The sequence below is a fragment of the Micromonospora pisi genome (assembly GCF_003633685.1).
GTDB lineage: Bacteria > Actinomycetota > Actinomycetes > Mycobacteriales > Micromonosporaceae > Micromonospora_G > Micromonospora_G pisi.
The window spans coordinates 834,266-850,007 of the sequence record NZ_RBKT01000001.1 but is presented as its reverse complement, the minus strand read 5'-3'; the positions used below and the strand labels follow the sequence as shown (position 1 = coordinate 850,007).

General features: G+C 67.6%; 3 protein-coding genes. All 3 read left to right on the top strand.

The window, feature by feature from the left end; all coding sequences use genetic code 11:
• The 3 genes from BDK92_RS03470 to BDK92_RS03460 all read left to right on the top strand — a co-directional run bounded on the left by BDK92_RS03470 (nucleotide 1) and on the right by BDK92_RS03460 (nucleotide 15,735).
• Complete coding sequence (locus tag BDK92_RS03470) at nucleotides 1-12,918, top strand: amino acid adenylation domain-containing protein (RefSeq protein ID WP_121154515.1); 12,918 nt, start codon at nucleotides 1-3, stop codon at nucleotides 12,916-12,918.
• The gene (locus tag BDK92_RS03465; protein WP_170208466.1) at nucleotides 12,915-14,153 is read left to right on the top strand and encodes an MFS transporter; all 1,239 of its coding nucleotides are present in this window, start codon (nucleotides 12,915-12,917) and stop codon (nucleotides 14,151-14,153) included. Before BDK92_RS03470 ends, BDK92_RS03465 begins: the two co-directional genes overlap by 4 nt.
• Nucleotides 14,154-15,165: 1,012 nt before the next feature.
• Nucleotides 15,166-15,735, top strand: coding sequence for a DM13 domain-containing protein (locus tag BDK92_RS03460; RefSeq protein ID WP_121154511.1), 570 nt, complete (start codon nucleotides 15,166-15,168; stop codon nucleotides 15,733-15,735).
• The last annotated feature ends 7 nt before the right edge of the window (nucleotides 15,736-15,742 follow it).

Below are 15,742 nucleotides of genomic sequence, written 5' to 3'. Positions count from 1 at the left end.
ATGATTCCCTTGTCCTTCGCGCAGCGGCGGTTGTGGTTCCTGGCCCAGTTGGAGGGGCCCGGCGCGACCTACAACATCCCACTGGTGCTCCGCCTGTCGGGGACGCTGGACCGTACGGCGCTGGGGGCGGCGCTCAACGACGTGCTGACCCGGCACGAGGTGCTGCGGACCGTTTTTCCCGTGGTGGACGACGAGCCCGAACAACGGATCCTCGAGCCCGGTGAGGTCAACGTCGACCTGCCGGTCTCCTCCGTGACGGAGGAGGGTCTCGCGGCGGCGATCGCGGGCCGGGTACGGCACACCTTCGACCTGGGTACGGAGATCCCGCTCGCCGCCAGTCTTTTCGCGGTCGGGCCGGACGAGCATGTGCTGGTTCTCGTCGTGCACCACATCGCGGGGGACGGGTGGTCGTTGGCGCCGTTGGCGCGTGATGTGTCGGTGGCTTACCGGGCGCGGTTGGTGGGGGCTGCTCCGGAGTGGGTTCCGTTGCCGGTGCAGTACGCGGACTACGCGCTGTGGCAGCGGGACCTGCTCGGGGACGAGAACGATCCGGGCAGTGTGCTCGCGGCGCAGCTGGGGTTCTGGCGGCGGACGTTGGCGGGTGTGCCTGAGGAGTTGTCGTTGCCTGGTGTGCGGTCGCGTCCGGTGGTGGCGTCGCATCGTGGTGGTGTGGTGCCTGTGGTGGTGGGTGGTGATGTGCATCGTCGGTTGGTGGCTTTGGCGCGGGCTGAGGGTGTGACGGTGTTCATGGTGGTGCAGGCGGCGGTGGCGGTGTTGTTGTCGCGGTTGGGTGCGGGTTCGGATGTGCCGTTGGGTGTGCCGGTGGCGGGTCGAACGGATGAGGCGTTGGAGGAGCTTGTTGGTTTTTTTGTGAATACGTTGGTGGTGCGGGCTGATGTTTCTGGGGATCCGAGTTTTGTGGAGGTGTTGGGGCGGGTTCGTGAGGTTTGTTTGGATGCGTTCGCGCATCAGGATGTGCCGTTTGAGCGGGTGGTGGAGGATCTTTCGCCGGTTCGGTCGATGGGTCGGCATCCGTTGTTTCAGGTGATGGTGGCGGTGCAGAACAATGCTGTGCCGGTGGTGGATCTGCCGGGTGTTGAGGTGTGTCCGGTGGTGGGTGGTGAGGTTCCGGCGAAGTTCGATTTGGACTTCCAGTTGTCGGAGACGCCGGACGGTTTGCGGGGCCGGATCGTGTACGCGGCGGATCTGTTCGACGCGGCGGACGTGGAAATGTTGGCGGGAAGCCTGGTCCGGGTGTTGACCGCGGTTGCGGATGACCCGGGCGCGCGGATCAGCAGCCTCGACATTCTCGGTGAGGAGGTGCGTGGGCGGGTTTTGTGTGGGTGGAATGACACGGCGCGGTTTGTTCCGGGGGGGTCGTTGTCGGGTTTGTTTGAGGAGCGGGTGGTGGTGGCGCCGGGTGCGGTGGCGGTGGTGTCGGAGGGGGGTGGGTTGTCTTATGGTGAGTTGAATTCGCGGGCTAATCGGCTTGCTCGGTTGTTGGTTGATCGGGGGGTTGGTGTGGGGTCGGTGGTGGCGGTGGCGTTGCCTCGGTCGGTGGATTTGTTGGTGGCGTTGTTGGCGGTGGTGAAGGCGGGTGGTGCGTATTTGCCGATTGATCCGGATTATCCGGCGGATCGGATTGCTTTTATGTTGGCTGATGCGGCTCCGGTGGTGTTTTTTGATGGTGAGTTGCCTTTGTGTGAGGGCCCGGATTCTGATCTTGGGTTGCGGGTGCCGCCGGATGCTCCTGCGTATGTGATTTATACGTCGGGTTCGACGGGGCGTCCTAAGGGTGTGGTGGTGTCGCATCGTGCGGTGGTGAATCAGTTCGCGTGGATGCGGGATGCTTTTGGTTTGGGTGTTTCGGATCGGGTGTTGTTGAAGACGCCGGTTGGTTTTGATGTGTCGGTGTGGGAGTTGTTCTGGCCGTTGGTGTGTGGGGCGTCGGTGGTGGTGGCGCGGCCGGGTGGGCATCGTGACGCCGCGTATTTGGCGGGGTTGATCCGGGAGCGGGGTGTGACGGTGGTGCAGTTCGTGCCGTCGATGTTGCGTTTGTTCCTGGCTGATGAGGGTGCGGCGGCGTGTACGGGTCTGCGGTTGGTGATTTGTATTGGTGAGGCGTTGCCGGCGGAGTTGGTTGATGAGTTCGCGGCGGTTCTGGGTGTGCCGTTGTGGAATTTGTATGGTCCGACGGAGGTCACGATCGCTGTTACGGGGGCGGAGACGTCGCCGGGTGCTGGTGTGACGCCGATCGGTGTTCCGATGCATAATTCGCGGGTTTATGTGTTGGATGCGGGTTTGCGGCTGGTTCCTCCGGGGGTGGTGGGGGAGTTGTATTTGGCTGGTGTGCAGTTGGCGCATGGTTATCTGAATCGGCGGGGGTTGACGGCGGAGCGGTTCGTGGCGGATCCGTTCGGCCCGGCTGGTGAGCGGATGTATCGCAGTGGGGATCTGGTGCGGTGGCGGGCCGACGGGAGTCTGGAGTATCTCGGTCGGACTGATGACCAGGTGAAGTTGCGTGGTTTCCGGATTGAGTTGGGGGAGATCGAGGCGGCGTTGGTGTCGTGTCCTGGGGTTGCCGGGGCGGTGGTGGTGGTGCGTGAGGACACGCCGGGGGATCAGCGGCTGGTGGCGTATGTGGTTGGTGTGGGGGATGTGGGGTTGTTGCGGGAGTGGTTGGCTGGTCGGTTGCCGGGTTACATGGTGCCGTCGGCGTTCGTGTGGTTGGACGCGTTGCCGTTGACGGCGAACGGCAAGCTCGATCGGAAGGCTTTACCGGTCCCGGATCAGCTGCCGGTCGTGGCGGGTCGTGGGCCGGTCACGGTCGAGGAGGAGTTGTTGTGTCAGGCGTTCGCGGACGTCCTCGGCGTTGACAGTGTGGGTGTGGACGACGACTTCTTCGACCTCGGCGGCCACTCCCTACTGGCCACCCGACTGGTGAACCGTCTGCGCACGGCCCTGGACGTCGAAATCCCCGTACGGGCGCTCTTCGAGGCGCCCACGGTCGCCGCGCTCGCCGCCCGCCTGCCGGGAGCACAACCGTCGTCCCGGACGACCGTGGGCGCACGGCCCCGGCCGGAGCGGGTGCCGTTGTCGTTCGCGCAGCGGCGCCTGTGGTTCCTCGACCGGCTCGAAGGGCCGAGCTCCACCTACAACATCCCCATCGTGCTGCGCCTGCACGGTGACGTCGACACCGACGCGCTCGACGCGGCGTTCGACGACGTCGTGGCCCGGCACGAGGTCCTGCGTACGGTCTTCGGCTCCACCGACGGGGAACCGCATCAGGACATCCTGCCGCCGTCGCCGGGCCTCGTGCGGGTGTCACACGCCGACGACCCCCGGGAGGTGGTCGGACACACCTTCGACCTCGCGCGGGAGGTGCCGCTGCGCGCCTGGCTGATCAAGGATGTGCTCGTCGTCGTACTCCACCACATCGCGGGCGACGCGTGGTCGCTGGCGCCGCTCGCCCGTGACCTCTCCACCGCCTACCGCGCCCGGCTGGCCGCTGCTGCCCCTGAGTGGGAGCCGTTGCCGGTGCAGTACGCGGACTACGCGCTCTGGCAACGTGAGCTGCTCGCCGCCGACGACAACCAGTTGGCCTACTGGCGTACCGCCCTGCACGGTCTCTCCGACGACCTGCGGCTGCCCACCACCCGGCCCCGCCCGGCCGTGGCGACCTACCGGGGCGGCGCCGTCCCGGTGGACATCAGCCCGGCGCTGCGGGAGCGCCTGACCCGGTTCTGCCAGAGCCACGGCGTCACGCAGTTCATGGTTCTCCATGGTGTGTTGGCGGTGTTGTTGTCGCGGTTGGGTGCGGGTACGGATGTCGTGGTGGGTACGCCGATCGCTGGGCGTACGGACGAGGCGTTGGATGGTTTGGTTGGCTTTTTTGTCAACACGCTGGTGGTGCGGACCGATGTGTCCGGTGATCCGACGTTCGCGCAGGTGTTGGGTCGGGTTCGTGAGACGGTGCTGGGTGGGTACGCGCATCAGGAGGTGCCGTTCGAGCGGTTGGTGGAGGAGTTGGCGCCGGTTCGGTCGGCGGGGCGTCATCCGCTTTTCCAGGTGATGCTGTCGGTGGAGAACACGCCGGAGCCGGTGTTGGTGATTCCGGGGGTCGAGGTCACGGCGGTGCCGCTTGACGAGGTCGGTGCGGTCCCGGCGAAGTTCGATCTGTCGTTCGAGTTCGCCGAGTCACGGGGCCGGATCGTGTATGCGACGGATCTGTTCGACGCCGGGGATGTGGAGGTGTTGGCGCGGCGGTTCGTGCGGGTGTTGACCTCGGTGGTGGAGGACCCGGACACGGTGGTGAGCGGGGTCGACGTCCTGGACAGCGGCGAACGTGAACTCCTCCTGCACGGCTGGAACGGGACCGGTGAAGCGCCGCGCGTGACCGTCCCGTCGCTCTTCGAGCAACAGGTGGCCGCCACGCCGGACGCCGTCGCGCTGGTGTTCGGGGACGCAGAGCTTTCGTACGGGGAACTGAACGGCCGGGCGAACCGCCTCGCCCGCCTTCTGGTCACGTACGGTGTGGGGCCGGAATCGCTGGTCGCCGTCGCGCTGCCGCGCTCAGTCGACCTGATCGTCGCGTTTCTCGCCGTGCTCAAGGCCGGCGGCGCCTATCTGCCGGTCGACCCCGGCTATCCCGCAGAGCGCATCGCCTTCATGTTCGGCGACGCCGCCCCGGCTGTGCTCATCACCCACCACGACGTGAGCAGCCGGTTCGCCGCTGCCGGCACTCCGGTCGTGAACCTGGACGACCCGCAGACGGCCACGGCATACGGGAACCTCGCCGGCACCGACCTCTCCGACGCCGACCGCACCGGCCCGCTTCTGCCCGCGCATCCCGCCTACCTCATCTACACGTCGGGTTCGACCGGCCAGCCGAAGGGCGCCCTGATCCACCATCGTGGCGTCGCCGGGCTGGTCCTCGCACAGCGCGACCGTTTCGCGATCGAGCCGGACAGCCGGGTGCTGCAGTTCGCCTCCCCGAGCTTCGACGCCGCGGTCTCCGAATGGGCGGTGACGCTCTGCTCCGGTGCCGCCCTGGTGGTCGGGCACGCCGACGACCTGGTGCCGGGGCCCGCCCTCGTCCGCACCGTGCAGGAGCGCGCCGTCACGCACGCGACCCTGCCGCCGGCCGTGCTGGCCGTGCTCGACCCGGACAGCCTGCCCTCGATCACCACCCTGATCTCCGCCGGCGAGGCACTGCCGGCCGAGGTCGCCGCGCGCTGGGCCGGGGGACGAACCCTGCTCAACGCGTACGGCCCGACCGAGACGACCGTCTGCGCGACGACTACCGCACCGATGTCCGCGGTGGATGTTGCCGCGCCCCACATCGGCACCCCGATCGGCGGACTGCGGCTCTACGTACTCGACGCGGCGCTCGGCCCGGTCCCCGTTGGCGTGACCGGCGAACTCTACGTGGCCGGCGCCGCACTCGCCCGCGGCTACCTGAACCGGTCCGCGCTCACCGCACAACGGTTCGTCGCGAACCCGATCGCCGGCCCGGGAGAGCGGATGTACCGCACCGGTGACCTGGCCCGGTGGCGGGCCGACGGCAACCTCGAATTCCTCGGCCGCGCCGACGACCAGGTCAAGGTGCGGGGGTTCCGGATCGAACCGGGCGAGGTCGAGGCCGCGCTGCTGGCCGTGCCCGGAGTGCGGCAGGCGGCGGTCGTGGCCCGCGAGGACATCCCCGGCGAGACAAGACTGATCGCGTACGTCGTACCCGACGCCGGGGCGGCACCGGACCCGTCCGCACTGCGCTCGTACCTGACGGGAATGCTGCCCGACTACATGGTGCCCGCTGCGGTGATGTCGTTGGACGCCCTGCCGTTGACGGCCAACGGCAAGCTCGACCGGACCGCACTGCCCGCACCGGATTTCGCCTCCGCCACGACCGGCCGCGCGCCCTCCACCGTTGCGGAGGAGTTGCTGTGCCAGGCGTTCGCCCACGTGCTCGGCGTCGACAGCGTCGGCGTCGACGACGACTTCTTCGCCCTCGGCGGCCACTCCCTACTGGCCACGCGGTTGATGAGCCGCATCCGCTCCACCCTGGGCGCGGAGGTGCCGCTACGGGCGCTGTTCGAAACACCGACCGTGGCGGGGCTGGCAGCACGGCTGTCGGCAGCGGCGCCGGCGCGTACCGCACTGAGGGCCACACCGCGACCCGAGGTGGTCCCGCTGTCGTTCGCCCAGCAGCGGCTGTGGTTCCTGGACCGCATGGAAGGTCCCAGCCCGACCTACCACATTCCGCTCGTGCTGCGGTTGACCGGACCGCTGGACGAGACCGCGCTCGCCGCGGCACTGAACGACGTGGTCGCGCGGCACGAGGCGCTGCGCACGGTCTTCCCCATGACGGGCGGAGCCCCTCGCCAGCAGGTGCTGGCCGTGGCGGAGGCACAGGTCGATCTGGGGGCGCGCGACGTCATCGACGCTGAGCTCGACGACGAGATCGCGACCGAGGTGCGCAGGCCCTTCGACCTCGGCGCGGATCTGCCGGTGCGGGTCCGGTTGCTGCGGCTACGGCCGGAGGAGCACGTACTGGTGCTGGTGGTGCACCACATCGCGGGGGACGGGTGGTCGTTGGCGCCGTTGGCGCGTGACGTGTCGGTGGCTTACCGGGCGCGGTTGGCGGGTGCGGCTCCGGAGTGGGTTCCGTTGCCGGTGCAGTACGCGGACTACGCGCTCTGGCAGCGGAACCTGCTGGTCGATGAGAACACCCAGCTCGCCTACTGGCGTACCGCCCTGGCGGGCGTGCCTGAGGAGTTGTCGTTGCCTGGTGTGCGGTCGCGTCCGGTGGTGGCGTCGCATCGTGGTGGTGTGGTGCCTGTGGTGGTGGGTGGTGATGTGCATCGTCGGTTGGTGGCTTTGGCGCGGGCTGAGGGTGTGACGGTGTTCATGGTGGTGCAGGCGGCGGTGGCGGTGTTGTTGTCGCGGTTGGGTGCGGGTTCGGATGTGCCGTTGGGTGTGCCGGTGGCGGGTCGAACGGATGAGGCGTTGGAGGAGCTTGTTGGTTTTTTTGTGAATACGTTGGTGGTGCGGGCTGATGTTTCTGGGGATCCGAGTTTTGTGGAGGTGTTGGGGCGGGTTCGTGAGGTTTGTTTGGATGCGTTCGCGCATCAGGATGTGCCGTTTGAGCGGGTGGTGGAGGATCTTTCGCCGGTTCGGTCGATGGGTCGGCATCCGTTGTTTCAGGTGATGGTGGCGGTGCAGAACAATGCGGTGCCGGTGGTGGATCTGCCGGGTGTTGAGGTGTGTCCGGTGGTGGGTGGTGAGGTTCCGGCGAAGTTCGATTTGGACTTCCAGTTGTCGGAGACGCCGGACGGTTTGCGGGGCCGGATCGTGTACGCGGCGGATCTGTTCGACGCGGCGGACGTGGAAATGTTGGCGCGGCGGTTCGTACGGGTGTTGACCTCGGTGGTGGAGGACCCGGACACGGTGGTGAGCGGGGTCGACGTCCTGGACGGCGGCGAGCGTGAACTTCTCCTGCGCGGCTGGAATGACACGGCGCGGTTGGTTCCGGCGGTGTCGGTGTTGGATTTGTTCGAGGCGCGGGTGGCCGGGGCGCCGGATGCGGTGGCGGTGGGTGGGCTTTCGTATCGGGAGCTTGATCTGCGGGCGAGTGGCTTGGCGCGGTGGTTGGTTGGTTGTGGTGTGGGTCCGGAGTCGGTGGTGGCGGTGGTGTTGCCGCCGTCGGTGGATCTGGTGGTGGCGTTGTTGGGTGTGTTGAAGGCTGGCGGGGCGTATCTGCCGATCGATCCTGGTCATCCGGCTGACCGGGTGGCGTTGATGTTGGCGGATGCGGCGCCTCGGGTGGTGTTGACGGCTGAGGTGTTGGCGTCGGTGGAGGGTGTCGACGCGGGGTTCCGTCGGTTGGTGTCGCCCGATCATCCGGCGTATGTCATCTACACCTCGGGGTCGACGGGCCGGCCGAAGGGTGTGGTGGTCACCCATCGGGGGTTGGTGAACTATGTCGCCCGGGTGGCTGAGGTGTATCCGGGGTTGGACGGGCGGGTGTTGTTCCATGCGTCGCCGGCGTTCGACACCACGGTCACTTCGGTTTTCGGGGCGTTGGTGTGTGGTGGTCAGATTGTGCTGGGTGAGGTCGGGTCAGCTGCTGATCTGTCCTTTTTGAAGGTGACTCCCGGGCACCTGCCGATGGTGTCCGATGTGCCGGCCGAGTTGTTGGTGGTCGGCGGTGAGGCGCTTCACGGTGAGCAGGTGGCTGCCTGGCGGTCCGGTGTTGCGGTGGTGAACAGTTATGGTCCGACTGAGACCACCGTCGCGGTAGCTGATTATCGAGTCGGTGACGACGAGGGCGCGGTGCCGATCGGTCGGCCGGTGTGGAATACCCGGTTGTATGTGTTGGACGGGGGTTTGCGTCCGGTTCCGGTCGGTGTTGTGGGGGAGTTGTACGTCGCGGGTGTGCAGTTGGCTCGTGGGTATCTGAACCGGCCGGGTTTGACGGCGGAGCGGTTTGTCGCCAGTCCGTTCGGTGGTACTGGTGAGCGGATGTATCGGACCGGAGACCTGGCCCGGTGGCGTGGTGACGGGAATCTGGAGTTTGTTGGTCGTGTCGACGACCAGGTGAAGGTGCGTGGTTATCGGATCGAGCTGGGTGAGATTGAGGCGGCGTTGCTGGCACTCCCCGGGGTGGTGCAGGCGGCGGTTGTGGTTCGGGAGAGTCGGGTCGTCGCATATGTCGTCGGGGGTGTTGTCGAGTCCGGTGTGTTGCGTTCTCGGTTGCCTGACTACATGGTGCCGGCGGCGATCGTGATGTTGGACGCGTTGCCGTTGACGGTGAACGGGAAGGTGGATCGGAGGGCGTTGCCGGCGCCGGGGTTTGTTTCCGGTGAGGTTTATCGTGCGCCGGGGACGGCTCGGGAGGCGTTGGTCTGTGAGGTCTTCGCTGAGGTTCTGGGTGTTGACCGGGTCGGTGCCGACGACGATTTCTTCACCCTCGGCGGGCACTCCCTGCTGGCGGTGACGCTGGTCCAGCGACTGCGTGACCGGGGCGTCGCCGTCGACGTACGTTCGATCTTCCTGGCCCCGACCCCGGCCGGGCTGGCCCGCACCTTTGGCAACCCGATCGAGGAGATCGTGGTGCCGCCCAGGCGGACCGGCGTGGCATTCGTGCCGGACGCGTTCCCGCTGGCGGACCTGACCCAGGACGAGATCGACGTCATCGCCGCCCGGATCCCCGGCGGAGCGGCGAACATCGTCGACATCTACCCGCTCGCACCCCTACAGGAAGGCATTTTCTTCCACCACCTGATGACGCGCGGCACCGGCCGTGACGACGTCTACGTACTGCCGCTGACATTGCGCTTCGACTCCCAGGCCCGCCTCGATGTCTTCCTGGCCGCGTTGCAGCAGGTGGTCGACCGGCACGAGATCCTCCGCACCGCGATCCTCTGGGAGGGGCTACGGGCCCCGGTCCAGGTGGTCCAACGCACCGCGCGTATCGAGGTGTCCGGCGGCGCCATCGACCTCAGCCAGGCCCCGCTGATCCGGGTCGAGGTCAACGGCCACGAGGCCGTGGTGCGGATCCACCACATCGTCCAGGACCACGCGGCGATGGACGTCCTGCTGGGTGAGGTGCGGGCGGTCATCGCCGGGCGTGGCGGAGACCTTCCCGAACCGGTGCCGTTCCGCGACCACGTCGCTCGGGCGCTGCTGAGCGCGTCCCGGCACGACCACGAACGCTATTTCGCATCGCTGCTCGGCGATGTCGACGAGCCGACCGCGCCGTTCGGCCTGCTCGACGTGCAGGGTGACGGCAGCGGCGTCACCGAGACCACCGCCCCGCTGCCGCCCGCACTGGCGGCACGGCTGCGCGCGGCGGCCCGCCGCAACGGCATGAGTCCCGCGGTGCTCTTCCACGCCGTCTGGGCGCGTGTCCTGTCGGCGCTCTCCGGCCGTGACGACGTGGTCTTCGGCACCGTCCTGTTCGGACGGATGAGTGGCGGCGGCGACACTCCGGGCCTGTTCATCAACACACTGCCGGTGCGCGTCACCACCGACACCGCGCAGAGCCTGACGCAGGTGCTCTCCGCCGTACGGGACCAGCTCGCCGACCTCCAGGCCCACGAGCACACCCCGCTCGCCGTCGCCCAGCGCGCCAGCGGCGTACCGGCGGGCACGCCGCTCTTCACCACCCTGCTCAACTACCGCCACACCACCCCGACGGTGGCGGCGGACGGCCTGGAGGGCATCACCCTTCTGGAGGTCAGGGAACGCACCAACTACCCGATCGCCGTCATGGTCGACGACCTGGGTGAGGGCTTCTCGGTCACCGTCCAGGCCGCCGCCCCGGCACCGCTGTCGGTGATGATCTCAGTCGCGGTGGAAAGTGCCGTGTCGGCGCTCGAATCCACACGTACGTCGTTCCACCAGATCGATGTCCTCGGTGAGGAGGTGCGTGGGCGGGTTTTGTGTGGGTGGAATGACACGGCGCGGTTTGTTCCGGGGGGGTCGTTGTCGGGTTTGTTTGAGGAGCGGGTGGTGGTGGCGCCGGGTGCGGTGGCGGTGGTGTCTGAGGGGGGTGGGTTGTCTTATGGTGAGTTGAATTCGCGGGCTAATCGGCTTGCTCGGTTGTTGGTTGGTCGGGGGGTTGGTGTGGGGTCGGTGGTGGCGGTGGCGTTGCCTCGGTCGGTGGATTTGTTGGTGGCGTTGTTGGCGGTGGTGAAGGCGGGTGGTGCGTATTTGCCGATTGATCCGGATTATCCGGCGGATCGGATTGCTTTTATGTTGGCTGATGCGGCTCCGGTGGTGTTTTTTGATGGTGAGTTGCCTTTGTGCGAGGGCCCGGATTCTGATCTTGGGTTGTGGGTGCCGCCGGATGCTCCTGCGTATGTGATTTATACGTCGGGTTCGACGGGGCGTCCTAAGGGTGTGGTGGTGTCGCATCGTGCGGTGGTGAATCAGTTCGCGTGGATGCGGGATGCTTTTGGTTTGGGTGTTTCGGATCGGGTGTTGTTGAAGACGCCGGTTGGTTTTGATGTGTCGGTGTGGGAGTTGTTCTGGCCGTTGGTGTGTGGGGCGTCGGTGGTGGTGGCGCGGCCGGGTGGGCATCGTGACGCCGCGTATTTGGCGGGGTTGATCCGGGAGCGGGGTGTGACGGTGGTGCAGTTCGTGCCGTCGATGTTGCGTTTGTTCCTGGCTGATGAGGGCGCGGCGGCGTGTACGGGTCTGCGGTTGGTGATTTGTATTGGTGAGGCGTTGCCGGCGGAGTTGGTTGATGAGTTCGCGGCGGTTCTGGGTGTGCCGTTGTGGAATTTGTATGGTCCGACGGAGGTCACGATCGCTGTTACGGGGGCGGAGACGTCGCCGGGTGCTGGTGTGACGCCGATCGGTGTTCCGATGCATAATTCGCGGGTTTATGTGTTGGATGCGGGTTTGCGGCTGGTTCCTCCGGGGGTGGTGGGGGAGTTGTATTTGGCTGGTGTGCAGTTGGCGCATGGTTATTTGAATCGGCGGGGGTTGACGGCGGAGCGGTTCGTGGCGGATCCGTTCGGCCCGGCTGGTGAGCGGATGTATCGCAGTGGGGATCTGGTGCGGTGGCGGGCCGACGGGAGTCTGGAGTATCTCGGTCGGACTGATGACCAGGTGAAGTTGCGTGGTTTCCGGATTGAGTTGGGGGAGATCGAGGCGGCGTTGGTGTCGTGTCCTGGGGTTGCCGGGGCGGTGGTGGTGGTGCGTGAGGACACGCCGGGGGATCAGCGGCTGGTGGCGTATGTGGTTGGTGTGGGGGATGTGGGGTTGTTGCGGGAGTGGTTGGCTGGTCGGTTGCCGGGTTACATGGTGCCGTCGGCGTTCGTGTGGTTGGACGCGTTGCCGTTGACGGCGAACGGCAAGCTCGATCGGAAGGCTTTACCGGTCCCGGATCAGCTGCCGGTCGTGGCGGGTCGTGGGCCGGTCACGGTCGAGGAGGAGTTGTTGTGTCAGGTGTTCGCGGACGTCCTCGGCGTTGACAGTGTGGGTGTGGACGACGACTTCTTTGACCTCGGCGGCCACTCCCTACTGGCCACCCGACTGATCGGCAGAATCCGCGCCGACCTCGGCGCCGATCTCCCCCTCGTCACCCTGTTCCAGCACCCCACCGTCGCCGCGCTGGCTCCGCTGCTCACCGACGACCGGACCGGCGATCCGTTCCAGCCGGTTCTCCCGTTGCGCTCCCACGGCACCCGGCCGCCACTCTTCTGCCTGCCTCCGGCCAGCGGCCTGAGCTGGTGCTACGCCGGCCTGACCCGGCACCTGGACGCCAACCGCCCGATCTACGGACTCCAGGCACCGCTGCTCGATGCGGGACAGCCCGACCCGGACACGGCCGATCTCGTCGCCTGGTACGTCCGGCACATCCGCCGGATCCAACCGGCCGGCCCGTACCACCTGCTCGGCTGGTCGGCGGGCGGCACCCTCGCCCAAGCCGTCGGCGCGGCACTGCAACGCGACGGCGACGCGGTGGCGCTGCTCGCGATGATGGACGCCTACCCGTCCGCCGCGCCGGCGCCCCTACCGAACGACGAGACGCTCCTCGCCGACCTGCTACGCGCGGCCGGCGTCGACCCGGCGACCGTGCCCGCCCCGTTGACGGCGCCGGCCACCGCACGTCTCGTCGACGACGCCCTCCCCTGGACGGTCGGGGAGGAGCACGTCCGGACCTACCTGCGGAACGTGCGTACCGGCATGCGCCTCCACCACGGCACCGAGCCGCCGCTGTTCCGGGGCGACGCGATCCACTTCACCGCCACCCAGGGCCGCTTCACCCCCGATGGCGCGAAACAGCAGTGGCAGCCGTACGTGTCCGGGTCGCTGGACGTCCACGCGGTCGACTCCGACCATGCCGGGATGTGCGGGCAGGGACCGCTCGCCCAGGTGGGGGTCGTCCTGCGCGCCACCTTCTCGTGACCACCTTCCTCCCCATCTGGGCCGGCCGGCTGATCAGCGTGCTCGGCTCGAAGACCAGCGCGTTCGCGCTCAGCCTGTGGGTGTACCAGCAGACCCAGTCGATCACCCAGTACTCGATCGGCCTGTTCCTCGCCTTCGTGCCCGGCCTCCTGCTGTCTCCGTGGGCCGGCGTGCTCGTCGACCGGCATCGCCGACGCACCATCCTGCTCTGCGCGGACGCGGTCGCGCTGAGCGCCAGCGTGGCGCTGGTGGCCGGCCAGAGCACCGGCCACCTCGCGGTGTGGCACATCTACCTGCTGGTCGCCGTCCAGTCCGGTTGTGCCGCCTTTCAATGGCCGGCCCTCTCCGCGGCGGTGACCACGATGGTTCCGTCCGCCCAGCGGGGGAGGGCCGGCGCGATGACGCAGACAGCCCTGTCGACCGCGCAACTGCTCAGCCCGACCCTCTCCACCGCGCTGCTCAGCGTGGGTGGCCTCACCGTGGTCCTGCTGGTCGACGCGGCCTCGATCGCCTTCGGGCTGCTCACACTCGCCGTGGTGCGCTTTCCCGAGCCAGGTGCGGCGACTGGCCCGGTCGCAGCGGACAGGTCGGGATGGCGAGCGGAAATCCGGGTGGGGCGGCGTCTCATCCGGGACGACCGGCGTCTGGTGCACCTGCTGCGCCTGGCGACCGCCCTGTTCGCCGTGCAGGCCGCCGCGCCCGTCCTGCTGCTACCACTGATCCTGGCGGACGTACCCCCGTCACGGCAGAGCGTGGCCGTGGCCGTGGTGAGCACGGCGGCTGGTCTCGGCCTGGCGTCCGGCAGCCTCGCCATGTCGTTGTGGCGCGGTCCGCGTCGCCGTTTCGAGTGGATCCGGGCGGCAACCGTGGTCAGCGCCGCCGCCGTCATCGTGGCGGGCCTTCATCCGCGACCCGTCGTGCTCTGCGTGGCCGCGTTCGTGTTCTCGTTCGGGGTGCCGGTGGTGGTCTCCTGCTCGCAGGTGCTGTGGCAGGACGCGATCACCCCCGAAGCGCAGGGTCGTGTGTTCGCGCTGCGTCGGATGTTCGTGCAGGCCGGTACGATCGCCGGCCTGCTGGCGGCCGGACCGCTGGTCGCCACAACGGCGGCTGTGTTCGGCGTAGGCACTCGCGGCGGCTCCATGCTCCTACTGGCGAGCATCGGCACGGCACTGGCCGCCACCGCCCTGGTCACGCCGACACAACCCGATCCCGTGGTGGCCGCGACTGGAGCCTGACGGCGGCCATGCCCCGTACGGCCTGATCCGATCGCCACCTACCGGAGCCGTAGGTGTCTGCTCGGCTGTGCGGGGCGATTGAACGAAGTCCTGCGACGTTGCCGGATTCGGGCGGTGGCGTCCCTGCGTCTGGCCGGCTCCTGGCTGGACACGATGCCGGCGTTGACGCTCGCTTGCCGAAGTGTGCGCAGATACGAGTATCCCTGGACGACAAGGGAGACCACGCAACCCGGAATGAAGCCGTGCTGTGCGGTGAGCATCGCGTACGTTACCCAACACACCTGGACACTCGCGCCGATCAGCCAGCCGACTCCCAGACCACGCCCGACGGCCAGGAGAGCGCTGACCTGAAAGCCGGTCAGTATCCATGCCCATGCCGGGCCCAGACCGAGGCCGGTCTCCCGGTGGGTCGCCGCCATTGCCATCGAGGCCGCGGCGCAACCGGAGAAGGCTATGAACACGGTCCCTATCACTGATTTGCGCACAGCTGCGTCACCTCAAACTGCACGTGCGGGATTAGCGGGGAGAGCTCCGCTCGCGACAGTGCGGTTGGGGCTGTGGCCAGGTCCCGGGCCTCGACAGGCGGGCCGGAGGATCGACCCGGTGGTATCCAGGGGCCGGGAAGGTCGATCTCTCGGGAGTTTCCGGAACGGCGTCGGAGCCATACCCGGACCAACGAACGACGAGCGGTACCGACTCCGGGCGTCGGTGTGCTGGCGGACACCCGGTCGAGTGACCTTGAACGGGAGGGTTTCCGCTGGCCCCGGTCGCGGACCGGGGCCAGCGGTGTTCGGTACGTCGGTCAGGAGGCGGTGATGCCCTCCATGCCGATGCAGTTGGCGAACTGCTCCTGTTTCCCCCGCAGGGGGTGTGTTCGCCCTGACCGGCCTGGCGGGACCGGGCCGAGGTGTCCAGTGCGGACCTCCCGTGCACGCCACCCGGTGGCGGGCCGTAAGACTTTCGCAATCTGCGACGGTGATTTCGGTGGATGCCCCCGCCGTATCCTCGACGAATGTTGAAACGGACCTTCCGGTCGCCGTTTGCCTGGGCCGGTGTGACGCTTCTCGGCATCGTGACGGCGTTCGGCCTCTACTGGTTTCAGCCGTGGAAGCTGGTCACGGAGACCCGTGTCGATGACGCGCTACCCCCTGTGGCGGTGACGACGAACCCGGTGCCCGGTGCGTCCGGCACAGCTACGGCTGGTCCGTCGTCCGCCCCGCCGCCAGCGAACCGGGTAACGGCCGCAGGTGTCTTCATCACTCACGAGCACGCGACGACCGGGCGCGCGGAGGTCATTCGACAGCCCGACGGGCGGAACCTGCTCGTACTGCACGATCTTGACACGTCGAACGGGCCGGACCTGAGGGTCTGGCTGACCGACCAGCGGGTGGTCGCGGGTACGGCAGGGTGGCGGTTGTTTGACGACGGCGAGTGGTTCGAGGTGGCACGACTCAAGGGCAATCGCGGTGACCAGGTGTACGAGCTTCCGCCGTCGATCGATCCGACGGCCTTCCGCAGCGTCTCGATCTGGTGCAAACGCTTCGCGGTTTCGTTCGGGGCCGCGGAACTGAAGGCCACCTGAGCGTGAG